The sequence below is a fragment of the Mesorhizobium sp. J428 genome, from assembly GCF_024699925.1.
Taxonomy (GTDB): Bacteria; Pseudomonadota; Alphaproteobacteria; order Rhizobiales; family Rhizobiaceae; genus Mesorhizobium_A.
Genome location: NZ_JAJOMX010000001.1, coordinates 549,431 through 572,509, shown reverse-complemented (window position 1 = coordinate 572,509; position 23,079 = coordinate 549,431). Strand labels below are relative to the sequence as shown.

The 23,079-nt window shown below is 63.4% G+C and carries 21 protein-coding genes and 2 pseudogenes; 13 read left to right on the top strand and 10 right to left on the bottom strand.

The annotated features are described in order from the left end of the window. Positions 1-40: 40 nt before the first annotated feature. From LRS09_RS02970 to LRS09_RS02955, 4 genes and pseudogenes are all read right to left on the bottom strand, one after another. The gene (locus LRS09_RS02970) at positions 41-1,846 is read right to left on the bottom strand and encodes an acetate/propionate family kinase (RefSeq protein ID WP_257804162.1); all 1,806 of its coding nucleotides are present in this window, start codon (positions 1,844-1,846) and stop codon (positions 41-43) included. Between the two features lie 81 nt (positions 1,847-1,927). Continuing rightward, positions 1,928-4,310: pseudogene (locus LRS09_RS02965) on the bottom strand (phosphoketolase). A 178-nt stretch (positions 4,311-4,488) separates the two neighbouring features. Next, positions 4,489-6,387 carry a bifunctional sugar phosphate isomerase/epimerase/4-hydroxyphenylpyruvate dioxygenase family protein gene (locus LRS09_RS02960; RefSeq protein WP_257804161.1) on the bottom strand — a complete coding sequence of 633 codons (1,899 nt, stop codon included), beginning with the start codon at positions 6,385-6,387 and terminating at the stop codon, positions 4,489-4,491. 138 nt (positions 6,388-6,525) lie between these two features. Continuing rightward, positions 6,526-7,465, bottom strand: a pseudogene (locus LRS09_RS02955) (LysR family transcriptional regulator). A gap of 178 nt (positions 7,466-7,643) precedes the next feature. Between LRS09_RS02955 and LRS09_RS02950 the strand changes: the two are divergent. The 5 genes from LRS09_RS02950 to LRS09_RS02930 all read left to right on the top strand — a co-directional run bounded on the left by LRS09_RS02950 (position 7,644) and on the right by LRS09_RS02930 (position 10,973). Continuing rightward, positions 7,644-8,243: a TetR/AcrR family transcriptional regulator gene (locus LRS09_RS02950; protein ID WP_257804160.1), complete on the top strand. Its 600-nt coding sequence runs from the start codon at positions 7,644-7,646 to the stop codon at positions 8,241-8,243. 67 nt (positions 8,244-8,310) lie between these two features. Further along, positions 8,311-8,826, top strand: a complete 516-nt coding sequence (locus LRS09_RS02945) for a hypothetical protein (protein WP_257804159.1) — start codon at positions 8,311-8,313, stop codon at positions 8,824-8,826. A 537-nt stretch (positions 8,827-9,363) separates the two neighbouring features. Then, positions 9,364-9,690 carry an FAD-dependent monooxygenase gene (locus LRS09_RS02940; protein WP_257804157.1) on the top strand — a complete coding sequence of 109 codons (327 nt, stop codon included), beginning with the start codon at positions 9,364-9,366 and terminating at the stop codon, positions 9,688-9,690. Then, complete coding sequence (locus tag LRS09_RS02935) at positions 9,662-10,282, top strand: FAD-dependent monooxygenase (RefSeq protein WP_257804156.1); 621 nt, start codon at positions 9,662-9,664, stop codon at positions 10,280-10,282. Before LRS09_RS02940 ends, LRS09_RS02935 begins: the two co-directional genes overlap by 29 nt. Then, on the top strand, positions 10,173-10,973 hold the full coding sequence (locus LRS09_RS02930; RefSeq protein ID WP_257804155.1) for an FAD-dependent monooxygenase: 801 nt from the start codon (positions 10,173-10,175) through the stop codon (positions 10,971-10,973). The genes LRS09_RS02935 and LRS09_RS02930 overlap by 110 nt, the downstream gene beginning before the upstream one ends. Here LRS09_RS02930 and LRS09_RS02925 read toward each other — a convergent pair. Further along, positions 10,892-11,689, bottom strand: coding sequence for a helix-turn-helix domain-containing protein (locus LRS09_RS02925; RefSeq protein WP_257804154.1), 798 nt, complete (start codon positions 11,687-11,689; stop codon positions 10,892-10,894). The two genes, LRS09_RS02930 and LRS09_RS02925, sit on opposite strands and share 82 nt — an antisense overlap. 99 nt (positions 11,690-11,788) lie before the next feature. On the opposite strand from LRS09_RS02925, the gene LRS09_RS02920 reads away from it, so the two are divergent. The 8 genes from LRS09_RS02920 (at position 11,789) to LRS09_RS02885 (ending at position 18,680) form a co-directional block, all read left to right on the top strand. Then, positions 11,789-12,328 carry a TRAP transporter small permease gene (locus LRS09_RS02920; RefSeq protein WP_257804153.1) on the top strand — a complete coding sequence of 180 codons (540 nt, stop codon included), beginning with the start codon at positions 11,789-11,791 and terminating at the stop codon, positions 12,326-12,328. 26 nt (positions 12,329-12,354) lie between these two features. Further along, complete coding sequence (locus tag LRS09_RS02915) at positions 12,355-13,371, top strand: TRAP transporter large permease (protein ID WP_257804152.1); 1,017 nt, start codon at positions 12,355-12,357, stop codon at positions 13,369-13,371. A gap of 1 nt (position 13,372) precedes the next feature. Then, positions 13,373-13,657: a TRAP transporter large permease subunit gene (locus LRS09_RS02910; protein ID WP_257804151.1), complete on the top strand. Its 285-nt coding sequence runs from the start codon at positions 13,373-13,375 to the stop codon at positions 13,655-13,657. Between the two features lie 97 nt (positions 13,658-13,754). Further along, positions 13,755-14,768: a TRAP transporter substrate-binding protein gene (locus tag LRS09_RS02905; RefSeq protein WP_257804150.1), complete on the top strand. Its 1,014-nt coding sequence runs from the start codon at positions 13,755-13,757 to the stop codon at positions 14,766-14,768. Between the two features lie 57 nt (positions 14,769-14,825). Then, positions 14,826-15,806, top strand: coding sequence for a VOC family protein (locus tag LRS09_RS02900; protein ID WP_257804149.1), 981 nt, complete (start codon positions 14,826-14,828; stop codon positions 15,804-15,806). Positions 15,807-15,850: 44 nt separating this feature from the next. Next, on the top strand, positions 15,851-16,702 hold the full coding sequence (locus LRS09_RS02895) for a fumarylacetoacetate hydrolase family protein (RefSeq protein ID WP_257804147.1): 852 nt from the start codon (positions 15,851-15,853) through the stop codon (positions 16,700-16,702). Between the two features lie 248 nt (positions 16,703-16,950). Then, on the top strand, positions 16,951-17,274 hold the full coding sequence (locus LRS09_RS02890) for a (2Fe-2S)-binding protein (RefSeq protein ID WP_257804145.1): 324 nt from the start codon (positions 16,951-16,953) through the stop codon (positions 17,272-17,274). A gap of 200 nt (positions 17,275-17,474) precedes the next feature. Further along, positions 17,475-18,680 (top strand): cytochrome P450, encoded by a 1,206-nt coding sequence (locus LRS09_RS02885; RefSeq protein WP_257804142.1) that lies wholly within the window; start codon positions 17,475-17,477, stop codon positions 18,678-18,680. Between the two features lie 97 nt (positions 18,681-18,777). Here the strand turns inward: LRS09_RS02885 and LRS09_RS02880 are convergent, their stop codons facing one another. The 5 genes from LRS09_RS02880 to LRS09_RS02860 are packed head-to-tail and all read right to left on the bottom strand — an operon-like array spanning position 18,778 to position 23,045. Further along, the gene (locus LRS09_RS02880; RefSeq protein WP_257804139.1) at positions 18,778-19,716 is read right to left on the bottom strand and encodes a 3-keto-5-aminohexanoate cleavage protein; all 939 of its coding nucleotides are present in this window, start codon (positions 19,714-19,716) and stop codon (positions 18,778-18,780) included. Between the two features lie 18 nt (positions 19,717-19,734). Beyond that, the gene (locus LRS09_RS02875; protein ID WP_257804137.1) at positions 19,735-20,745 is read right to left on the bottom strand and encodes a branched-chain amino acid ABC transporter permease; all 1,011 of its coding nucleotides are present in this window, start codon (positions 20,743-20,745) and stop codon (positions 19,735-19,737) included. Next, positions 20,745-21,608 (bottom strand): branched-chain amino acid ABC transporter permease, encoded by an 864-nt coding sequence (locus LRS09_RS02870; protein WP_257804135.1) that lies wholly within the window; start codon positions 21,606-21,608, stop codon positions 20,745-20,747. Before LRS09_RS02870 ends, LRS09_RS02875 begins: the two co-directional genes overlap by 1 nt. Next, positions 21,608-22,318, bottom strand: a complete 711-nt coding sequence (locus LRS09_RS02865; RefSeq protein WP_257804133.1) for an ABC transporter ATP-binding protein — start codon at positions 22,316-22,318, stop codon at positions 21,608-21,610. Before LRS09_RS02865 ends, LRS09_RS02870 begins: the two co-directional genes overlap by 1 nt. Continuing rightward, positions 22,311-23,045: an ABC transporter ATP-binding protein gene (locus LRS09_RS02860; RefSeq protein ID WP_257804132.1), complete on the bottom strand. Its 735-nt coding sequence runs from the start codon at positions 23,043-23,045 to the stop codon at positions 22,311-22,313. Before LRS09_RS02860 ends, LRS09_RS02865 begins: the two co-directional genes overlap by 8 nt. Positions 23,046-23,079 lie beyond the last annotated feature (34 nt).

Genomic DNA, 23,079 nt, shown 5'->3' with positions numbered 1-23,079 from the left:
GGCGTCGCGATTTGTGCAATGCGGCAAACTGGAGACCGGATCAACCGGGCGAGTGGCTGCGCACCGTGGCAGCCTCCTGGAGAATCTCGCCTTCCTCACCGTCGCCGACGCCTATGCCCGCGGCATTGCCCTCGTCTGTGTCGATGTGCATCTCGGTGAAGGAATTCGCGCCAACCCGCACCAGCGTACGGGCGAAGGTGAGGCCGCGATCGGCATCGCCGATGCGCACGTCGACATATTCGCCGTCCTCCAGGCCAAGGCGGGCGGCATCCGCCGGATTCGTGTGGATGTGGCGCGCGGCGATGATCAGCCCGTCGGTGACCAGATTGCCCGCGGGGCCGGCGATGGTCACGACCGGCGTGCCGTCGAGCTTGCCGCTCTCGCGCACCGGCGCGTCGATGCCGAGCGCGAAGCTGTCGGTGCGCGACACCTCGATCTGCGTGCGCGGACGCAAGGGGCCGAGGATCGCGACCCGCTCCAGTCGGCCCTTCGGCCCCGAAAGCGCGACACGTTCGGCTGCCGCCCACTGGCCGGGCTGTCGCAGCGGCTTGGCAGGCGTGAGCTGGTAGCCGGGGCCGAACAGGGTCTCGACCGCGGAAGCCGAGAGATGGACGTGGCGGGCGGAGACGGCGACCGGGATCTCTTCGTTGACGGGGGCGGGCAGCGACAGTGCCGCGGCCGTCTCTCGCGCGATCATCAGCTGCTCGGCCGTCTCGGTGACGAAGATGCGCACGCGCGAGCCGTAGGCCTGGATCTGCGGAGCGGCGCGGTTCGAAAGATCGACCGACTGGTTGCGGTCGTGGTCGAGCCTGAGCCCCATGAACTCCAGCCCGTCGCAGATGCGCCGCCGCATCGAGGGGGAGTTTTCGCCGATGCCGCCGGTGAATACGACCGCGTCCAGCCCGCCCATGGCGGCGGCATAGGCCCCGACATATTTGCGCGCGCGGTAGGTGAAGATCTCGATGGCGAGCTGCGCGTCGAGGTCGCCCTTGGCCGCCCGGTCCTCCAGGTCGCGCATGTCGGACGAGCCGGTGAGGCCCTTCAGCCCGCTGTCGTTGTTCAACGCGGTTTCGATCTCCTGTGTCGACAGGCCGAACCGCCGGCCGAGAAAGCCGAAGGCGCCGGGATCGACATCACCCGAGCGGGTGCCCATGACGAGGCCTTCGAGCGGCGTCATGCCCATGGAGCTGTCCATGCTCTTGCCGCGGTTGACCGCGCAGACGCTGGCGCCGTTGCCGAGATGCACGCTGACGATCTGGAGGTCAGAGGCGGGAACGCCGATTTCCTGCGCGGCGTGCAGCGCGACGTATTTGTGCGAGGTGCCATGGAAGCCGTAGCGACGCAGTCCCGCATCGCGCCACTGCTTCGGCACCGCATAGGTGGTCGCGAAAGGCGGGTTGGTGGCGTGGAAGGCGGTGTCGAAGACGGCGACCTGCGGCACGTCCGGCCAGAGCCTGCGGCAGAGACGGATCGCGCCCAGATTGGCGGGGTTGTGCAGCGGGGCGAGCGGGGTGAGCGCATCGATCTCGGCGACGATCGCATCGTCGAGAACGACAGCGGCCGAGAATCGCGCGCCGCCGTGCACCACCCGATGGCCGACCGCATCGAGCGCGGTCAGGCCGAAGCGTTCGAGGACGGCCGGGATCGCCTCCACCGCCTGATCGATATTGGCGATCGGGGCGGTTCCACGTTCGTCCGTCTCGCCGTGGCGGAAGCGGAAGTCGCACTCGCCACCGCGAAATCGCTCGTAGGAGCCTTTGAGCAGTTCCTCAGCCTCTTCGCGCCCGGCGCGGAACACGCTGAATTTGAGGCTCGAACTGCCGGCGTTGAAGACGAGGATGTGCATGAGGTTCCGCTTCGGGTCGAGGGATCGACAATGCCGATTTCCCCGACGCGGGGCGGCACGTCAAGCCCGGGGCGCGTCGGCTCATTTCGACGGCCACTGCCAATCGCGGATCTCCGGCATGTCCTCGCCGTGCTGGCGCACATAATCATGGTGCGCTGCGAGCTTGCGCTCGATCGCCGTGACGGCCGCTTCCGCCCGCCCGGCGAAGCCAGGGAGGCGACGGATCGCAGCGAGCGCCAGATGGTAGCGGTCGAGCTCGTTCATCACTGCCATATCGAAGGGTGTGGTGGTCGTTCCCTCCTCGCGGAAGCCGTGAACGTGGAGATTGTCGTGGTTGGTCCGCCGGTAGGTGAGGCGATGGATGAGATAAGGATAGCCGTGATAGGCGAAGATCACCGGGCGATCCTTGGTGAACAGCGCGTCGAATTTCGCGTCGGTGAAGCCGTGCGGATGTTCCGTATGAGACTGCAGCGTCATCAGGTCGACGACGTTGACAACGCGGATCTTCAGCTCGGGGATGGCGGTGCGCAGCAGGTCCACCGCGGCAAGGGTCTCAAGCGTCGGATACGTCGCCCGCGCAGGCCATCACCACGTCGGGCTCCTCGCCGGCGGGGCAGGTGCAGGCCCAGTCCCAGACGCCGGCGCCGGCCCGGCAATGTGCCTCTGCCTCGTTGGCGGTCAGCCATTGCGGCTGCGGCTGCTTGCCGGCGGTGATGACGTTGATGCGGTTCCAGGTGCGCAAGCAGTGGTCGGTGACCCACAGGAGCGTGTTGGCGTCTGGCGGGAAATATAGCCGCACCGTGTCGGCCTTCTTGTTGGCGACGAAGTCGGCGAAGCCCGGATCCTGGTGGCTGAAGCCGTTATGGTCCTGGCGCCAGACATGCGAGGTGAGCAGGTAGTTGAGCGAGGCGATCGGCTTGCGCCAGGGCAGTTCAGACGAGGTCTTCAGCCATTTGGCGTGCTGGTTCACCATCGAATCGACGATATGGATGAAGGCCTCGTAGCAGGAGAACAGGCCATGGCGGCCGGTGAGCAAATAGCCCTCCAGCCAGCCCTGGCACAGATGCTCCGACAGAACCTCCATCACGCGGCCTTCCGGCGCGAGCTGGACATCATAAGGCTCGATGCGCTCCATCCAGACGCGATTGGTGGCTTCGAAGACGGCGTCGAGCCGGTTCGAGGCCGTCTCGTCCGGCCCCATCAGGCGGAAGTTCTTCGTTTCCACGTTCAGGCGGATCACCTCGCGCAGATAGGCCCCCATGAAGCGGGTCGTCTCGGCGGTCGGACCGCCGGGCTGTGGCACGTCGATCGCGAGGCTCTTCCAGTCGGGCAGGACGAGATCCTGCTTCAGGAGTCCGCCATTGGCATGGGGCAGGGCACCCATGCGCTTGTTTCCCTCCGGTGCGAGTGCTGCAATCTCCGGCAGCAGCCGGCCGGCGCCGTCGAACAGCTCGCCCGGGCGGTAGCTCAGCATCCAGTCTTCCAGAACCCTGCGGTGCGCCGCGTCGCCGCGCGCATTGGCGACGGGCACCTGGTGCGAGCGCCAGAAGTCCTCGACCTTCTTGCCGTCGACCTCCTTCGGGCCGGTCCAGCCTTTCGGACTGCGCAGCACGATCATCGGCCAGCGTGGCCGTGTCGCGGCCGCGCCCGGCTGGCGGGCCGCGCGTTGGATCTCCCTGATGCGGTCGAAGGCGGTGTCGAAGGTGGCCGCCATCGCCTCGTGCATGGGGAAGGGCTCGTGGCCCTCGACGAAAAACGGCTCGTAGCCGTAGCCGGAGAAGAGGTCGCGCAATTCCGCGTCGTCCATCCGCGCAAGCAGCGTCGGGTTGGCGATCTTGTAGCCGTTGAGGTGCAGGATCGGCAGCACCGCGCCGTCGACCTTCGGGTTGAGGAACTTGTTGGAGTGCCAGGCCGCGGCCAGGGGGCCGGTCTCGGCTTCGCCGTCGCCGACGACGCAGGCGACCACGAGGTCGGGATTGTCGAAGGCCGCGCCAAAGGCGTGGACGAGCGCATAGCCGAGTTCGCCGCCCTCATGGATCGAGCCGGGCGTCTCAGGTGCGACGTGGCTCGGCACGCCGCCGGGGAACGAGAACTGCTTGAACAGCCGGCGCAAACCTTCCTCGTCCTGGCCGATTTCAGGATAGATCTCGCTGTAGGTGCCTTCGAGATAGGTGTTGGCGACCATTGCCGGCCCGCCATGGCCGGGGCCACAGACATAGAGCACGTCGAGGTGGCGTTCCTTGATGATGCGGTTGAGGTGGACGTAGATGAAGTTGAGGCCGGGTGTCGTGCCCCAGTGGCCGAGCAGCCGCGGCTTGACGTCCCACGCGGCCAGCGGTTCGCGCAGCAGAGGATTGTCGAGCAGGTAGATCTGGCCGACCGAGACGTAATTGGCCGCCCGCCAGTAGCGGTCCATGAGCTCGAGTGTAGTCCTGTCCAGCGCCACCAGCGTCTCCCTGTGCATGCGGCCCCACTGCCGACGATAGGGCAGGAGGGGCTGACGACAACCCTTTGCCTCCGCGGCCGACTTCATCCGACCGGCCGCTTCCGTGAAAATCGTCGCTCATGCGTGACAGGGCAATGACGCAAATCAAACCCGGCCGTCCGTAATCGCGGAAGGCCAGGCACCACGTGCCGGGCAGTCAGACCCTCGGCATGCCGGCCGGGCGGATATGCCGCTTTTGCGCGGCGATGCGGAACGGGGCATTGGGCGCGCCGTAGCCGCCATAGCCGCCGCGCCGTTCGACAATCTCGAAGAAGAAGCCTTCGCCGATCGCCGGGCTGTAGAGCTGGAAATACTCGCCTCCGGTCGCGTCGCGGTCGTAGAGGATGTTGGCCGCCTTGAGTCGATCGGCGAAGTCGGGTTCGAGGCCGAAGCGGGCTTCGAGGTCGTCGTAATAGTTGGGAGTTATCTCGAGCCGGGAGAAGCCGAGGGCGTCTAGCCTTGCCGAGGAGGCGAAGATGTCGTCGGTGGCGAAGGCGAGATGCTGGACCGAGGAGCCGAAGCTCTCTGCGATAAAATGGCCGGCGAGCGTCCTGCGGTTCTCCGCGCCGTTGAGTGTGAGGCGCAGCGCTCCGCCTTCCCCCTCGATCGCCTGGCTGCGCACCAGGCCTGCGGGATCGACCACGTCGACCATGGGCGCCTTTGCGGCGCGGAAGATCGAAGTGTAGAAGAGGATCCAAGTGAGCATTTCCTCGTAGTTCATCGTCTGCGCGACATGGTCGATCCGGGTCAGCCCGGCGTCTGCGACCGCGGCAGAGGCGACCGGCTCGAACTCGACGTCCCAGACATTGGCCAGCGCGCCGTCGATGAAATAAATGACGCCGCCGCCGACGCCGCGGATCGCCGGGATCGGCAGTTCGCCGGGGCCGCGCTTCTGCTCGAAGGTCTCGGCGCCCAGCGCGCGTGCGCGGGCTACCGTCGCGGCTGCGTCCGCAACTCGAAGCCCGACGGCGTATGCGTTGGTGCCGTGGATAAGGTAGGAGGAGTGCGCGAAGCCCTCCTGCTCGGTGTTGACGACGAGGTTGATGCCGCCCCCCGCCCGACCCTGGCGCCAGAGCGTCACATCCTTCGTGCGGTGCTTCGCTGCCAGGCTGAACCCTATTGATGCGAGTGCCTTACCGAGTTCGGCAGCTTCCTGCTCGTTCGCCGCGAATTCGATGAACTCGACGCCTTCGACCGCGATACGGTCCGGCATTTCCGGCACCCTGATCTGGAGGGCGGGTTCGGCGCGGCGGACCTGGTCCATGAGGTTGACCAGTGAGCGGCGGCCGTCGACCGAGATCGACTTGGGAGAGCCGCCGCGGAACTGGTCGTTGAAGATTTCGAGCGAGATCGGCCCATCATAGCCTGTGGCGGCGACGGCGCGCATGAAGTCGACCACCGGCAGGTCGCCTTCGCCCGGCATGTTGCGGAAATGCCGGCTCCAGTAGAGCAGGTCCATCTCGATCAGCGGTGCGTCGGCAAGCTGGACGATAAAGATGCGATCGCCGGGGATCGAACGGATCGAGCCGACATCGATCTTGCGCGCCAGCGTATGGAAGGAATCGAGGATAAGCCCGACATTAGGATGGTCGGCGCGGCGCACGATCTCCCACGCGTCACGGTGGTCGCTGACATGCCGGCCCCAGGCGAGCGCCTCGTAGCCGACGCGCAGCCCGCGTTTCGCCGCGCGCTCGCCGAGCTCCCGGAAATCCGAAGCCGCCCGGTCGATGCCGCCGAGCGCGGCCTGCGAGACCGAGGAGCAGACCAGGATCAGGTCGGTGCCGAGCTCCTGCATGAGGTCGAACTTCCGCTCCGCGCGATCGAAGGCGCGGCTGCGCTGCGGCTCGGGCAGGCCCTCGAAGTCGCGGAAAGGCTGGAGCAGCGTGATCTCGAGCCCGTGGTCGCGCACCATGCGTCCCACCTCCGCGGGTGATCCGTCGAAGGCCAGGAAATCGTTCTCGAAAATCTCGACGCCGTCGAATCCCGCTCCCGCGATCGCCGCGAGCTTTTCCCGCAGGTCGCCGCTGATGGAAACTGTCGCGATGGACGTCTTCATGGCCGTCGCCTCCCCTCGAGCCGGATTTCCGTTCGGCATGCGGGCGCCAAGAGCGCCCCCGTCGAACCGGTGCGGGATTCATAGCGCCGGGCGGTTCATGCTTCGCGTATCAATACCTGCGAGATGCGTAACATGATGTTACGATCGCCTTGTCGCCTTTCGAACGCTTGGCACCGGCGCGGCGACGGGATGGACCGAGTTCATCTCCGCGCGCAGAAGCTCGATGAAGCGCTCGGCGAAGGCGGACAGGGGCACGTCGCGACGACGCGCGACGTAGGTCTGGAAAGTGCTCTCGGCGTCGATCTCGATGCTCCTCAGGCCGGGTACAGCTGCCATGGGCGACGGTGAACTCGTCGATGATCGCGATGCCAAGGCCCGCGGCCACCAGCGAGCAGACAGTGGTGCCGAAGCGCGCCTTGACGTTCGTGCGGTAGTTGACGCCGGCATCGGCGAATATCGCCGCCATGATCGCACCGTAAGGGTCCTTCGGGTTGATGCCGATCAGCGGGTGCTGCGCCATCTCCGCCGGCGTAATCCTGGACCGCCCTGCAAGCGCGCTGCCTTCCGGAACGATGCAGACGAGACGGCCGCTCGCCAGCGGCTCGAACTCGATCAGCGGATGGTCGAAGCGCGACGACATCGCCACCGCCTCGCCGCGGCCGAGCAGCAGGTAGTCGATCGCCTCCTCGATCTTGAGGATGCCGATGTCGAGACCGAGGTCGGGATAGCGTTTGCGCAGCGCCGCGATCGCCCGCGGCAGCATCACGTTGGCGATGCTGGGGACGGAGGCGATGCGGAGTTCCTGGCTCTTGCCGCGCCCGAGTCCCTCGACGGCCGACTGCAGGTCCTCGATCTTGCGGTGGACGGTGTCGAGCAGGTCGAAGATGTCGCGCGCCTGCGGCGTCGGCACGTAGCGCCCCGCGCGGCGGTCGAACAGCCGGATCCCAAGGCTGTCTTCGGAATACTTCATCAGCCGGCTGATGCCGGGTGCGGCGACGTTGAGCAGACGGGCAGCACCCGCGATGCTGCCCGTCACCATGATGGCGCGAATGACCTCGATCTGGCGAAGCGTGAGCATGGCTTACGCTGCCACCATTGCCGCGACAGACGCAACCCGCCACGCCGACTAGCGGCAAGAGCTGTGAACGCCCAGCGCCTGCATCTTTGCCGCGACCTCACCTGAGAGAAAGCTGTTGCAGCCCTGACCCATCGGCGGCCGAGCTTGACAACCTTCCTACCAGAAGGTAGGTAGCAGCATGAGCAACTTATCCACCACCTCCGACGACATCCTTGCTTGCGCGCGTTCTCTAATCGTCGCAGGCGGCTACAACGGATTCAGCTATGCCGACATCGCGGAGGTGGTCGGGATCCGCAAGGCGAGCATCCATCACCATTTCCCAAGCAAGGTCGATCTGGTCCGAACGCTGGTTGCACGATATCGGAAAGAAGCCGAAGAGGGGCTGGCACAACTCGAACTTCAGGTATCCGATCCGTTCGATCAGCTTCGGCTCTACGTTGGATACTGGGAGGCCTGCATCCCTGATGCCAGCACTTCGTTTTGCGTCTGCGCGCTGTTGGCGAGCCAACTCCCGGTGCTGCCCGAGGAAGTTGGCTTGGAAGTTCGGGCGCATTTCCGCTCCCTCTCGGAATGGCTGACATCCGTGATGGAGCGCGGCGCGCAGCGCGGCCAACTTAGACTGGCGAATACCCCTCGTGCCGAGGCCGAAGCGTTCATGGCTACGGTTCACGGCGCGATACTTTCGGCGCGAGCTTATGGCGATCCGAAGATATTCAGTGCCGTGACCAGTTCCCTGTTGGCGCGACTTACCCCGGTTCCGGCCTTGGATGCCAGATAGTCATGGCTGTGATGGCTCCGCGACGTTCGTCACAAATACCTACCTTCTAGTAGAAAGGATAAAACGCATGTTTGGAATTTCAGCACTTGGTTGGGTGCACACGCTCGGTAGCCTGCCAGCCATTCCGCTGGCTGCATATATGTTTGCGCGGCACGGGCGGATCGTGCCTCGGTCAGCCACAGGGGTCGCCTATTTCGTTTTCATGCTATTCGGCGGGGCGACGGCGCTCCTTGTCGCGCACCAGCCGGTGAGCTACGTCATCGGCTTGGTGACGATCCTATTTCTGATCCTCGGATACGGTGTTGACCGCGTCGCAGGTTTTGGACGCGCGGGCAAATACCTTGAAACAATCTTCCTCAGCCTGACCGCGTTTCTGCTGATGGTGCCGACCGTGACGGAAATCCTGCGTCGTGTTCCAGACGGACACCCGTTCGTCACCGATCTGAATTCGCCACTTCTCCTGGGGGCGCAGGCGAGTCTGCTTGTGCTTCTCATCGTTGGACTGCTCGCCCAAATCATTCATTTGCGCAGTCAGGGCAAGCTCGTGGCGAAAGCCGCGATGGGCAAGGCGTCTGCCGAATGAAATAGGTAGGAAGAGAATGCAGCGTCACGGCAACATGGTCGCCGTGACGCCGCTGCAGTTCTTCGCGCATCATTTGGTGCATGGCCTCAATGTAGTCGGCGATCAGATGGCCGAAGCCTGACGACGATCGTTCGCCATGCGACCTTGTAGCTGCGACCGTCTTTCGTGATGCAGGTCCCGGCCGATCGGCCTCAACGGGATGGGCTTCTGATGCCTGTCGTGTCGCCTAGATCGTCGCCATGGCTGGTTCCGTACACGGTGGCTTGCCGCGATTTGCACGCATAAGCTGGATTATCAGCGTCGCACCGTAGAACCCTGTTCTTACTCCAGCTATCGGCGTCGAAGCCTCGTAGGATTTGAAGAGGTTGCGCGGATCCTATCCCTTGGACCCGGCCTTCGCATTAGCTTGTACCTGACCCCGTAACGGCGTCGATCGCGCGTTGTCCGTGCACCGGACGGCCCAGCCGAGCGCGTAGACTTCATAGACCGCGCCGTATTTTCATCTGCGGCAGTTGTTGGAACAAGGAGCACGGCGGCATGCCAACTTACCCCTCCCGCACCCAGGTCGTGATCGTCGGTGCGGGCCCAACGGGATTGACGGTGGCCAATCTTCTGGCGGCCTATGGCGTGAATTTCGTCGTGCTTGACCGCGAACCGGGACCGATGAATCTGCCGCGCGCCATCGTTCTGGATGACGAAGGCGCGCGAACCCTCCAGGTCTTCGGGCTGGATAGGAGTTACGTCGCGCATACGATGAAGGCGGTCGGATCCAAGTATCTCGATGATGCGGGCAACTGCATCGCCGAGACCGGCGCGGGTCCCGAAACCTACGGCTTTGCCAAGAGACAGCATTTACCAGCCTGAGCTTGAGCTGGCTCTACGTCAGCGGCTGGAAGAACAGGCACCGGGCTGTTTGTTCTTCGCCTCGGACGTCACGCTCGTTTCGGAGGTGAGCGGCGAACCGGTCGTGAACGTCACCGACGAAAGCGGGAGGCAGCACCAGATCAGAACCGAATGGGTTCTCGCGTGCGATGGCGGAAGGAGTCCGATCCGCGAGAGCCTTGGTATCGGCATGTCGGGCAACACCTACATGCAAGACTGGATCGTTCTCGACATGATCGAAGATCCAGATCCTTCCAGATTCTCGAAGTTCTATTGCAGCTCCATCCGGCCGACGGTCAGCGTGCCCGCGCCGAATGGAGGACGTCGATACGAGTTCATGCTGCTGCCTGGCGAAAAGCGGGAAGACGTGCTCGCGGACAGCTTCCTCGCCGACCTGCTAAAACCTTTCCGGGACTACGATAGCTCCAAGGTTCTGCGTAAGACCGTGTACTTTCCACGCTCGGATGGCCGACAGGTTCAGGTCCGGGCGGATCCTCCTCCTTGGAGACGCGGCACATCTCACCCCGCCCTTTGCCGGACAAGGGATGAATGCGGGCCTCCGCGACGCCCATAACGTAGCCTGGAAGGTCGCAATCGCGGTGAAGGGCGGCGCCGAAGCGGCGATCCTGGACAGCTACGAACTCGAGCGGCGCAAGCCGGCATGGGACATGATCCTGGTCGCAGTCACCATGGGCAATTTCGTAATGCCGGCCGATGCCGAACAGCTGCGGTTCAGGGAACTCCTGCTCGCTGCACTGGGACCATATCCGAACGTCCGGGACTACCTGATCCAGATGAGGTTCAAACCTCGGCCACGATATGGTGCGGGCCTGTTCCTCGATCTGGATGCCCCCTGTTTCGAGGCGTCACTCGTCGGCGAGATGATACCCCAACCGCGAGTTCCGACGGGTCAAGGGACCGTTCTCCTGGACGAGAAGTTGGGGCCGGGATTTTCACTCATCACCCAGTCACCCGCGGCCAGGGCAGTCGCAACTGGCGTCAGTCACGAGATGCTCGGTCTACCAATGGCGCATGTGCATCTCGACAGCTCCGTTCCGTGGATGCGGAAGGATCCGTCTGCCCGGCCGCTCCTCACGCATCGCGATCAGGTCATGCTGGTCCGTCCGGACCGCTACTGTGCGGCGAGCTTCGATCCCGAGGAACTGGTGGGCGGCCTGAGCCGCTACAGGTCGTTGTTCTCGAGGGACAACCTGGCGAGTTCGTCGGCAATCGAACGTGCGGTGGCCTTGAGCGAATCTCCGTGAGTGCGCACCGCGTCTTCAAACCTCAACGCGGACCCGATCCAGATCATGGTCAGGCACGCGACGGGGCGATGTTCGGCCATCACCGGCGCAGAGATGCTCATGGTACGTTCGTTGAAGCCCCGCATCCGATAACCGAGACCGAGCTGGCGCGTCCGATCGAGGATGAATTCCAGCGGACCGTCCTCGTGGAAGCCGACCTTCTCCTCGCCGAGTTCCGCCCGCAGAGCCTGCAGGACCTGTTCCCTTTCGGCATCGGGCAGGTAGGCCAGATATGCCCGACCGCCTGCTGTGTCGAGAACGGGCAGGCCTCGGCCGACCATGCCGTGGTCGACGGAAAAGGGACTTATGTTGTGTGTGGACTCCCGAATCTCCATTCGGAAGTTGCGGAACGTGACCAGATCAAGAGGCCATAACAGTTTACGGCCCAATTTCATCATCTGCGGCACGGCGATCTGAGCAACCCAGTCCTTGTCCCTGAAGCCCGAACTCAAGGACTTGGTCTGCAGGGTAGGGCGCCACATGTCTCCGGACTGACCGCGGACCACGAAACCGAGGCCCTCAAGGGTTTCGAGCAACCTATAGGCTGTCGGGCGTGGGACCCCAGCCATTTTGGCGACATCCGCAGCCTTCACTCCATTTTGCCGGTTCACGGCCTGGAGGATTGCCAGACCGCGTTGCAGCGAACGCACTGTTCCGAAGTTCGAAATGGCAGCCACCCCTGTTCGCGTGATGGACAGTTTGGGGACCCACATTGCAATCAACCCTCCGCACGTCAAGTTCACCCCGCGCCTTTCGGGGCAACGGGAGGAACATCGTTGAAATCGGTTGAAGCGCGCCTTCGTGCCGCATCCCAGACACTTGCCCTCCTCGGTTTCGCCGGCTTGCTTGGGCTCGCAGTCATGACATCACTTGATGTGCTCCTGCGCTGGTTGGCTGGAGCGCCCATCCAGGGCGTAAACGATATCAGTGCGGTCGTCATGGCGGTGGTGATCTCAGCAAGCATCCCCGCCAATCTCTCTATGAAGCAGAACATCTCCGTAGAGGTGTTCGGATCTCTGGCGGGTGGTCGGGCAAAGAGCGCACTGAGCGCCTTTGCGAGCCTCATTACGCTGATTTTCATCGTCCTCGTTGCCTGGCAATTCGTGCCCTATGCTGCCAGCTTGCGTACGAACGGCGACCGCACATGGGTGCTGGCATGGCCAGTATGGCCCTGGTGGACGGCAGCGAGCGTGATGATGTTCCTCGCAGCCGTCGTACAGCTGGTCGTGTTCCTAGCCGATCTGGCAGCGCTGATGCGCGGCAATGGTCCACTGGAACCAGACGATGACCCAGTCGCCACCGACGCTCACCTCTGATCTCGATTTATCGCGAGGACGTGGTCATGGACCCGCTGCTGCTTGCCCTTTTCGGGTTCATCGCAATGATGGGCCTCATCCTCCTCCACGTCCCCATCGGCGTCGCCATGGCCTTGGTCGGTATGGTCGGGTTCGCCCAGATCGCAGGATGGGGCCCAGCCCTGACCCTGATGGCCAGTGAACCGGCATCGGCGATGGCGAACCTCGACCTCGCGGTCATCCCACTGTTCATGCTGATGGGCAGCCTCGCTGCCGCAGGCGGCCTTGCATCCGACGTCTACAATCTTGCCTACGCCCTCATCGGGCACCGTCGGGGCGGTCTGGCTACGACGACGATCGTCGCAAGTGGCGGCTTCGGTGCGATCTGCGGCTCCGGCGTAGCCACGACGGCGACATTCGGCCGGGTGGCAATGCCTGAAATGCTCTCGCGTGGTTACAGGGAGGATCTTGCTGCGGGGTCTGTTGCCGCAGGAGGCACGCTCGGCATCATCGTGCCTCCCTCCAGCATGATGATCCTCTACGCCGTCCTGACGGAACAGTCGGTCCTCGACCTGTTCGCCGCAGGTGTGGTGCCCGCCATCATGGCGATCGTCTTCTATGTCGTCGCGATACAAGTAAAGCTGATGATCAGCCCGGAAGCGGGTCCGCGGGGAACTCGAGCAACCGCCATGGAGCGGTGGCTGGCCGTGAAGCAGGCCTGGGGAGTCTACATCCTTTTCGCGGTGGTGATCGGCGGCATCTACTCCGGGATATTCACGGTCAATGAAGCCGCGGCTATCGGCGTTATGGTGGCCTTCCTGTTCGCGCTGGTCAGACGCAGGCTCGGATGGCAGCGCTTCATCAAGGTGCTCGCCGAAGCCAGCGCTGGCACGGCGATGATCTACGTCATGGTCTTCGGCGCGACGATCTTCTCCTACTTCATGGCAGTGACCGGCGCTGCCGCCTTCCTGGTGTCGGCAATCACGCAACTACCAGCATCCCCCGCAGGCGATCATCTTCACTCTACTGGTTCTGTATATCTTCCTTGGGGCTTTCTTCGATGAAGTGGCTGCCATGGTGATCACGCTGCCGATGGTCGTGCCCCTTGTGCTGTCGTTCGGCTACGATCTCGTCTGGTGGGGCATCATCAACGTCGTCGTCATCGGCATCGGCATGCTGGCTCCGCCGATCGGTATAAACGTCATGGTTCTCCATTCCATGTACAAATCGGTGCCGCTGAGGACAATTTACGTCGGCATCCTTCCGTTTCTTTGCGCCGAATTCGCGCGCCTTACCTTGCTGACCCTGTTCCCGGAAATCACCCTCTGGCTGCCGCAGATGATCCGGTGAGAGTGATGTCCATCAGATGGACGAAACCGGGAACCGCCGTGCCCGGGCATCCTGTGCCAGCTAGCATCGGTTCATTCATCACCCAGGGAGGATTTCGATGAAACTTATGCCTCGTCTACTGGCAGCGGCTGCGGCGATTTTTGTCGCGACCAACGTCGTTTCTGCGGAAACCCTACGCTTCTCCAGTTTTGAACCTCCCGTGGCCATGGTCACGAAGCAGATCCTCACACCCTGGGCAAAGGACGTTACGGATGCGTCCAACGGCGCTCTGAACGTTCAGATTTTCGCGGGAGGGTCACTGGGTCGAGATCCAGCTCAGCAGCTCCAGCTTGTGGAACAAGGCGTCGCCGATATTGCCTGGGTCATCCCCGGCTATTCGCCGGGTAGGTTCCAGGAGGGCACCGTTGCTGAATTGCCGTTCCTGGTTCCCAACGCGAGCGCCGGTTCGGCCGCAATGTGGGACATGTACGAAAAGGGATTGTTGAAGGGCGACTACAATAAGCTGAAGGTGCTCGGTATCTTTACGTCCTTCCCCAACTTCGTCGCTGCGACACGGCCTGTCGAAAAGCCGTCTGATCTGCAGGGCGTGAATTTCCGGGCCCCCGGGCCAACGATGCTGACCGCCATCAAGGCGATCGGCGCGGTGCCAGTCGGTGGCATTACGGGCCCTTCGATCGCCGACAGCATCAGCAAGGGTCTCATTGTGGGCACGCTGACGCAATGGGGCGCCGTTGAGACATTCCGAATGGCGGATGTGATCACAAACTACAACACCGTTCCGCTTGGGGCCACGCCCATGCTGGTGGTCATGAACAAGGCAAAGTACGAGTCGCTTTCCGAGGAGGCTAGGGCGGCCCTCGACAAGTTCTCGGGTGCTGCGTTCTCCAAGCGGTTCGGCGAGCTGTTCGACAAGTCGATGGAAGAAACGCGCGCACGCATCGCGGCCAGCTCCAAGGTCAAGATCCTTGACCCCGACGAGGCGCTCTTGACCCAATGGAGGGACGCAGTCAGCGTTGCCCAGGCCGACTGGATCGCCCAGAATCCCGACGGCCAGGCTCTCTACGACGCGTTCTCCGCAGCTATCGCCGCACACAAGGCCGCTGTGCGGTGATCGGCATGGCACCGCGCCATGGAGCGCGGTGCCCCTCTCTAGGATCGGGCTGCAATCATGACCCTTGCTTCCCTCGGCTATATCGGAATCCGCTCCACGCGGACCCCGGAATGGCAATCGTTCGCTACGAACCTGCTTGGAATGCAGCAGGTTGATGCCGGCGCAGGTGTGCGAGCCTTTCGGATGGACGACCGCAAGCAGCGGCTCGTCGTTACCGACGACGCCGGTGAGGGGCTCGGTTTCATGGGCTGGGAGGTCGCTTCGGCGGAAGCACTGGATTTGCTGGCTTCGAGGCTGGAGAACGCGGGTGTCAGTGTCACCCTGGAGCCCATGATCCTGGCGGACCAGCGCCAAGTCATCCGGCTGATCTCTTTCTCCGACCCCGAGGGCAATCGCATCGAGGTCTTTTGCGGACCCTCCATAGCGAGTGACCCATTCCTGCCGGGCAGGGCGATCTCAGGGTTCAAGACGGGATCTCTCGGAATGGGGCATGCGGTGCTTCACGCGCGCGACGTTGACCTGCTGCTTCCATTCTATCGCGATCTGCTCGGCTTTCGCGTGACCGACTATGGACTGAAGCCCTTCAAACTCTACTTCTTCCACCTCAACGGCCGTCACCACAGTTTCGCTATGGTCGGCACCGGTCGTCAGGGAATGCATCATTTCATGGTTGAACTGATCAGCCTGGACGATGTGGGGCAGGGCTACGACCTCGCGAACCAGACTGAAGGTCAAATTGCCTATACGCTCGGGCGCCACTCAAACGATCACATGATCAGCTTTTATGCCAACAGCCCCTCCGGCTTCTTCGTCGAGCACGGCTGGGGCGCCCGCATGATCGACCCTTCCACCTGGAAACCTCACGAGACCTTCGACGGGCCAAGCTACTGGGGCCATGAGCGCCTCTACCTTCCCGAAGAGTCCGCGGACCGGTTACGCCCGCGCGACATGAGACTGGACGCCGCGCGGCGAGGCATGCGGGCGCCCGATCCATCGACCGGCTGCGCCTGGTTCGACAGTGTGGTCAGGCAGGAATGACGTTCTCCGCCTCCCGAGCCTTATTCTAAAACCGGAGCATTCAGATGCGTATAAGTTCGTATGTCGCCGACGGCGGCGTCAGGTCCTACGGCCTCGTCGAAGGGGGCGCCGTCAGGGATGTCGGCGAGGCGTTCAGGCACAGATTTCCTACCCTGCGTGCCGCCCTGGCGGCAGGAGCGCTCGCCGCCCTGCCGGCCGCCGCGGCCGCATCTCCCAGGGTTCCCCTCGACACCGTCGTGCTGTTTCCACCGATCGAGAACCCCGACAAGATCCTTTGCATCGGGCTCAACTACATGACCCATATCAAGGAGACTGGACGCGAAGCACCCAGCCATCCCTCCATCTTCACCCGCTATCCATCCTCGCTGGTGGGACATGCCGAGCCGATGGTGCGCCCTTCGGTCTCGACATGGTTCGACTTCGAAGGAGAACTCGCCGTCGTCATCGGCCGTGCCGGGCGGGCGATTCCTGAGGCCCGTGCGATGGACCACGTCGCGGGCTATACCTGCTTCAACGACGGATCGGTGCGGGATTACCAGCGCCACACGACTCAGTTCTGGGCCGGCAAGAACTTCGATCGCAGTGGTTCGATGGGGCCGTGGCTGGTTACCGCAGACGAATTCGGTAATCCCGCCGCGCAGTCGATGGTGACGAGGCTCAACGGCGCCGTCCTCCAGTCGACGCCGATCTCGGACCTCGCCTTCGATATCCCCAAGCTCATCGCCTACCTCTCCACCGTGTGCGAACTGGTGCCCGGCGACGTCATCGCCACCGGGACACCGAGCGGCGTAGGTCTGTTCCGCGAGCCCAAGCTATTCATGAAGGCGGGCGACCGCATCGAGGTCGAGATCTCCGGGATCGGGACATTGTCCAATCCCATTGTCGATGAAGGCTGAAGCCGTGACCATGCGGGCAATCCGGTTCGATGCTCCGGGCGGTCCGGATCTCCTCTATGTCGGGACGGCCGACACGCCCGTGCCTGGTCCAGGGGAGGTATTGATCAAGGCCCAGGCAGTGGGGGCCAACAGGCCGGACATCTGAGAGGCACACCGCCTGCTCGAAACCAACACCCACAACGGAAAGATCGTTCTGACGATGTCCCGGTCAAAGCTGTCGGGAACAGGAACGCCATTGAGGAGCCACGATGATCCAGGTGCATTTCAGGAGCCAGGACGGATCGGTCACATCAGTAGCCGGAGCGGATGGCGATTCCGTCATGGAGATCGCGCGCAACAACGGGGTTCACGGCATCGTCGCGGAGTGCGGAGGGTCGGCCATGTGTGCGACCTGCCACGTCTATGTCTCGCCGGACTGGCTCGAGCGGATTCCGCCAATGTCGGAGTTCGAAGACGAACTTCTTGAAGGGACGGGGGCCCCGCGGATGGAGAACAGCCGGCTCGGCTGCCAGATCAAGGTGAGCGACACGCTTGACGGGCTGGAAGTCACCGTGCCGGCTTCGCAGTATTGAGAGGCCGACGATGGGTCGCAAGGTCGTCATCGCAGACATCCTGAATTCCTTCGACACGCCGATCAATCCAGACGTTGCCCAAGCGCTTGCGGATGCGCCGCCGTAACCTGTCCACAGGTCGAACACCTCAGATCGAGATGTTGCGCGAGACACGGCAATGAAGGTTGCTTGGTTCGCAGTGTGCGCGAGAGGGAGAAACGATGTCGGCTTCTACGAAATCTGCGAGCCGGTTGGACAACCCGTCCGTCTACGATGTTGACATCTATTCCGACGAGGTCATTCGCGATCCCTACCCGCACTACCAGCGTATTCGCGATGCGGGAGCTGCGGTCTGGCTACCTGCAAACGGGCTGTGGGCGATCGGTCGCCACGCGGATGTGCGCGCAGGCCTCGCAGACCACGAGACTTTCACATCCGGAAATGGCGTATCGGGAAACGAGGCTGCCAACAGGATTGCACCCGGGAACCTGCTCGCCTCCGATCCGCCGCTTCACGATCATCTGCGCCGCATCGTCGCCGCGCCGTTGAGTCCGCGCGGGCTGAACGAAGTCAAAGGCCGCATCGAGGCAACGGCGGAGGATCTCGTCGACCGGCTGGTCCGGCGCGGCACCTTCGACGGCATGACGGACCTTGCGCAATACCTTCCCGTTTCCATCGTCTCCGAGCTGGTCGGAATGCCGGAACACGGGCGTGAGAACATGCTGCGCTGGGCGAGTGCGGTGTTCGACATGCTCGGCGGTGCCAATAAACGCGGCGAGGATGCGCTCGCCGTCGTCATGGAGATGCGGGCTTACACAGTCAACGAAGCCACGCGGGACAAGGTGCGGCCGGGCGGCTGGGTGTCCATGCTGTATGAGGCGGCCGACAAGGGCCTCATTCGTCCCGAGCAGGTGCAGATGCTGATGCGGGATTACCTTGGGCCCAGTCTCGATACGACGATCTTCGCGACCGGTCACCTTTTGTATCTTTTGGGGACCAATCCCGAGCAGTGGCAGATGATCCGCGACGATCCCAGCCTGATACCCAATGCGATCAACGAGGCGGTCAGGGTGGAGTCGCCGATCAGGGGGTTTACCCGCTATCTCGCCAGCGAGAAGTTGGTCGGTGATACTCTGATCCCGAAAGGCTCGCGGGTGCTGATGCTCTATGCGTCGGCCAACCGGGACGAGCGGCGTTGGGAAAAGCCCGAAACCTTCGACGTGAAGCGGGTGCTGACCGATCACGTCGGCTTTGGGCACGGCATTCATTCATGCGCGGGGATGCAGTTGGCCAGGCTTGAGATCCGCAGCATTCTCACCTCGATGGTGAGGCGGGTGAAACGGATCGAGGTGGGTCATCCTGTCCTGACGATGAACAATGTCCTCAGAGGTTACGAACATCTGCCGGTGAGTTTCATCGCAAACTGAAATCTGTTTGGCGTTCCGCGATTGGTTTGAATCAGATCAAGCGCGCAACGCGGGACGTTGCGGCAGACTTCTTGGCGACTTCGGATAATGCTTGTCTTCAAAATCCCACAAGGTCACCGCCCTTGAGCCCCAGAATCTTCCGTGCCTCGGCGGGTGTGGCGACCTCGTGGCCCAGTTCGGTCAGAATGGTGCGGATCTTGGCCACCTGTTCGGCATTTGAACCGGCCAGCCTGCCGCGGCCGATATAGAGCGAGTCCTCCAGCCCAACGCGCACCGAGCCGCCGAGCATTGCCGCCTGCGTGGCGAAGGGTATCTGGAAGCGCCCGGCGGCCAGCACCGACCATCTGTAATCGGTGCCGAACAGGCGGTCGGCGGTGCGCTTCATGAACATCAGATTGTCCATGTCCGGTCCAATGCCGCCGAGGATGCCGAAGATCATCTGTACGAAGAAGGGCGGCTTCACCAGGCGGCGGTCGACGAAATGCGCGAGGTTGTAGAGATGCCCGACGTCGTAGCATTCATGCTCGAACTTGGTGCCGTGCTGGTCGCCCAGCAGCTTCAAAATGCGTTCGATGTCGCGGAAGGTGTTGCGGAAGATGAAATCGTCCGTGCCGCGCAGATAGGGCTCCTCCCACTCGTACTTCCAGGAGGAATAGCGTTCGGCCAGCGGAAAGATGCCGAAGTTCATCGAGCCCATGTTGAGCGAGCACATTTCGGGCTTTGCCTGAAGCGGCGCGGCCAGCCGTTGCTCGACCGTCATGTTCAGTCCTCCGCCGGTCGTGACGTTGATTACGGCATCCGTCGCCTGCTTGATGCGCGGCAGAAACTGCATGAACACGGCCGGGTCCGGAGTCGGGCGGCCGTCTTTCGGATCGCGGGCATGCAGGTGCAGGATGGCAGCCCCCGCCTCCGCCGCTTCGATGGACTGGCGGGCGATGTCGTCTGGCGTGAACGGCAGCGCATCCGACATGGTTGGCGTATGTATACCGCCAGTTACGGCACAGGTGATGATGACTTTCTTTGACAGGTCGACCATGTCTCGTTTCTCCAGAAATCAGTCACGGAACACGACACGCCGTCGCACCGGCACCAGCGTCACGCCCGTGCGTTGCGACACCCATCCCCACAAGCCCTTGGGCGCGCGCAGCATGACGAGGATGGCGACAGCGCCCAGCACCATCAGGTAGGTGGTGCCGAGATCGGCCAACGTCTCACGCAGCAGGAAGAACAGGATGGTGCCGACGATCGGTCCCTCGATCGTGCCGATGCCGCCGATCACTGCAATGAAGATGACGTAGGCGGTCCAGTCATTCACGCTGAAGGCCGCGTCCGGCGAGATGCGCAGCTTCTGCAGGAAGATCATCGCGCCAGTCATCGCGGTCAGCCCAGCCACTGTGACGTAGACAGTCAGCTTGGTGCGCCAGATGTCGATGCCAAGGCTCTCGGAGGCGATTTCGCTGTCGCGCAGCGCGGTGAGCGCCAGACCGGCGCGGGAGCGCAGCAGCGCGATCACGTAAGCCACCGCTACGACGGCGATGGCAAGCGCCGTCCAGTAGATTGCCATCTCCCGCAGCGCCCGGTCGGCCGCCATGCCGGTAACCACGCCGGCGGGCAGGCTGGTGCCCGAGCCGCCGCCGAGCGACGAAACCTGTGCAAAGGAGAGGCGGAACACCTCCGCCAGCACCCATGTGCCGATGGCGAAATAGGCGCCCTGCAGGCGAAAGAGCAGCGGCGCGATCGGCAGCGCGATGAGTGCACCTGCCACACCGGCGAGCGGCACGGCGACGAGCGGGTGCACGCCGAGGAACATGGCAAATGCGAACAGCGCATATCCGCCGAAGCCGACAAAGGCTTGCTGTCCCACGGAGACGAGCCCGGCATAGCCGGCCATGAGGTTCCACAGCGTCGCTAGCGCAACGAAGGAGTAGATTTCGCCGAGCAGCCGCATATTGGCCCGCCCGGCCCACCAGGGTGCTGCGATCAACACGACCAGCAGAACCAGGGAGACCAGCGCGGTGACGCGGCTCGTTCGGGTGGAACGCTCGATCTGAAAAGCGGCCGCCATTAGTCCATCCTCGGGAACAGGCCGCGCGGCTTCAGCGCCAGCACCAGGAAAAAGACGAGATGACCGGCGAGGATTTGCCAGCCGGGCGAAATCTGTGCGCCGATCGCCTGTGCGACCCCGAGGACGACACCACCGGCCAGCGTACCCCAGAGATTGCCGAGTCCGCCGATGATGACGGCCTCGAAACCGAAGATCAGGCGCGCCGGTCCGGCGGACGGATCGAAATTGGTACGGATGGCGAGGAAAATGCCGGCAATGGCCACCACCGCAGCGGAAAGCGCCATCGCCATGCCGAACACATGGTTGCGGTCCAGCTTCATCAGCTGCGCTATTTCGGGATCGTCGGAGGTCGCACGGAAAGCACGGCCGAGACTGGTACGGTAGAAGATGAGCTCAAGGCCGAGGATGACCAGCACCGAGGCCGCGAATATCACCAGCGGCAGCACGCCGAGACTGATGCCCGGCGCCAGATGGAAGCTCGCCGTCTCGATGCTGCCCGCCGCCAGTCGGCGGCTATCGGCCGTGAAAGCGACAAGAAGACCGTTCTGAAGAATGACGGAAATGCCGAATGTGACGAGCAGCGGCGACAACAGGTCTTGGCCGATAGTCGGATTAAGCAGCAGCCGTTGCATGGCGTAGCCGAGCACGGCCATCAGCGGCACCACGATCACCGCCGAGGCGAGCGGGTGGAGACCCGTTGCCTGCACGACCACCAGCGCCAGATAGGCGGCCGCGACAATCATGTCGCCATGCGCGATATTAACCAGGCGCATGACGCCGAAGATCAGCGAGAGGCCCGCGGCAAACAGCGCATAGAGTCCGCCTATCAACACGCCTTGCAGGATTGCATTGACCCATTCCATCAGTGAGCCGTCCCAAAATAGGCGGCGGTGACGGCCGCGCGATCATGCTCGTCTGGCCGCCCGGCGAGCGACACCCGCCCCTCCTGAAGACAGGCGAAACGCTGTGCCACGGCAAGCGCGCGGCTCACGTCCTGCTCGACCATGATGGCCGAAACGCCGGTTGCGACAATGGCCGGAAGCACGGCGTAGATGTCGCGGATGACAACCGGAGCGAGGCCGAGCGAAATCTCGTCGAACAGGATCAGTCTGGGGTTTGCCATCAGCGCACGGCCGATTGCGACCATCTGCTGCTGTCCGCCCGACAGCGCGGTGCCAGGGTTCTTCCGCTTCTCCTTCAGGATCGGGAACAGGCCGTAGACTTTCTCCAGCGACCACGGGCCGGGCAGCGCCCGCTCACCGCCGATGATCAGATTTTCTTCGACACTCAGCGAACGAAACAGGCGGCGGCCCTCCGGCACGAGGCCGACCCCCAACGCCGCGATACGGTCCGGCCGCATGCCGCCGATAGCGGTGTCGGCGAAGCGCACCATGTCCGGTTTGCACGGCACAAGGCCGGTGACGGCCTTGAGCAACGTGGTCTTGCCCGCGCCGTTGGCGCCGATCAGCGCCAACGTCTCGCCGGGCTGAACCTGCAGGTCGATGCCAAACAGCGCCTGGAAGTCGCCATAGCCGGCTTTGAGGCCGCTCAGCGCGAGGATCGGCTCAGCCATGTGCTGTCTCCCCCTCTATGCCCATGTAGATCGCCGCCACTTCCGGACTTGCCATGACCGCGCGTGGGTCGCCCTCGGCGATTTTCTTCCCAAAGTCGATGACGGCGATGCGGTCGACGACCGCGAGCAGCGCGTGCACCACGTGCTCTATCCAGATGATTGACACGCCCTCGGCACGGATGCCGTTGATCGTCTCGACAAGTTCCCGGCATTCCGGTTCCGTCAGCCCGCCGGCAATTTCATCAAGCAGCAGCAGCGTCGGGTCGCTGGCCAGCGCGCGTGCCAGTTCGAGCCGCTTGCGGTCGAGCAGCGTCAGATCGCCGGCATAGGTATTCGCCTTGCGCTTCAAGCCCGTCAGTTCCAGCACCGCGACGGCGCGGGTCTCGCTGGCACGCTCCGTGGCACGTCGCCCGAAGGTCGCGCCGACCAGGACGTTCTCATAGGTCGTCATGCCCGTGAACGGGTGCGGGATCTGGAAAGAACGGGCGATGCCGAGATGGCACCGCGCCCGGGCCGGCAGGCTCGTCACGTCCTGTTCGTCGAAGACGATCTTGCCGGCGTCCGGATTCACCGTACCGGCAATCAGGTTGAAAAGCGTCGTCTTGCCGGCGCCGTTCGGGCCGATAATGCCTAGCGCTTCGCCGCGCGCGAGCGAGAGCGACACTCTGTCGGTGACCTGTAGGGCGCCATAGCGCTTGCTCAAGTCCGTGGCGGCGAGAATGGACACGCGGAATTTCCCGTTGCTAGGGCCGGATACGCAA

Coding starts and splice junctions, on each gene's coding strand:
- LRS09_RS02970 (WP_257804162.1), bottom strand. CDS start 1,846: ATGCACATCCTCGTCTTCAACGCCGGCAGTTCGAGCCTCAAATTCAGC.
- LRS09_RS02940 (WP_257804157.1), top strand. CDS start 9,364: ATGCCAACTTACCCCTCCCGCACCCAGGTCGTGATCGTCGGTGCGGGC.
- LRS09_RS02890 (WP_257804145.1), top strand. CDS start 16,951: ATGATCCAGGTGCATTTCAGGAGCCAGGACGGATCGGTCACATCAGTA.
- LRS09_RS02960 (WP_257804161.1), bottom strand. CDS start 6,387: ATGAAGACGTCCATCGCGACAGTTTCCATCAGCGGCGACCTGCGGGAA.
- LRS09_RS02875 (WP_257804137.1), bottom strand. CDS start 20,745: ATGGCGGCCGCTTTTCAGATCGAGCGTTCCACCCGAACGAGCCGCGTC.
- LRS09_RS02900 (WP_257804149.1), top strand. CDS start 14,826: ATGACCCTTGCTTCCCTCGGCTATATCGGAATCCGCTCCACGCGGACC.
- LRS09_RS02885 (WP_257804142.1), top strand. CDS start 17,475: ATGTCGGCTTCTACGAAATCTGCGAGCCGGTTGGACAACCCGTCCGTC.
- LRS09_RS02950 (WP_257804160.1), top strand. CDS start 7,644: ATGAGCAACTTATCCACCACCTCCGACGACATCCTTGCTTGCGCGCGT.
- LRS09_RS02915 (WP_257804152.1), top strand. CDS start 12,355: ATGGACCCGCTGCTGCTTGCCCTTTTCGGGTTCATCGCAATGATGGGC.
- LRS09_RS02945 (WP_257804159.1), top strand. CDS start 8,311: ATGTTTGGAATTTCAGCACTTGGTTGGGTGCACACGCTCGGTAGCCTG.
- LRS09_RS02865 (WP_257804133.1), bottom strand. CDS start 22,318: ATGGCTGAGCCGATCCTCGCGCTGAGCGGCCTCAAAGCCGGCTATGGC.
- LRS09_RS02870 (WP_257804135.1), bottom strand. CDS start 21,608: ATGGAATGGGTCAATGCAATCCTGCAAGGCGTGTTGATAGGCGGACTC.
- LRS09_RS02895 (WP_257804147.1), top strand. CDS start 15,851: ATGCGTATAAGTTCGTATGTCGCCGACGGCGGCGTCAGGTCCTACGGC.
- LRS09_RS02930 (WP_257804155.1), top strand. CDS start 10,173: ATGGCCGACAGGTTCAGGTCCGGGCGGATCCTCCTCCTTGGAGACGCG.
- LRS09_RS02880 (WP_257804139.1), bottom strand. CDS start 19,716: ATGGTCGACCTGTCAAAGAAAGTCATCATCACCTGTGCCGTAACTGGC.
- LRS09_RS02905 (WP_257804150.1), top strand. CDS start 13,755: ATGAAACTTATGCCTCGTCTACTGGCAGCGGCTGCGGCGATTTTTGTC.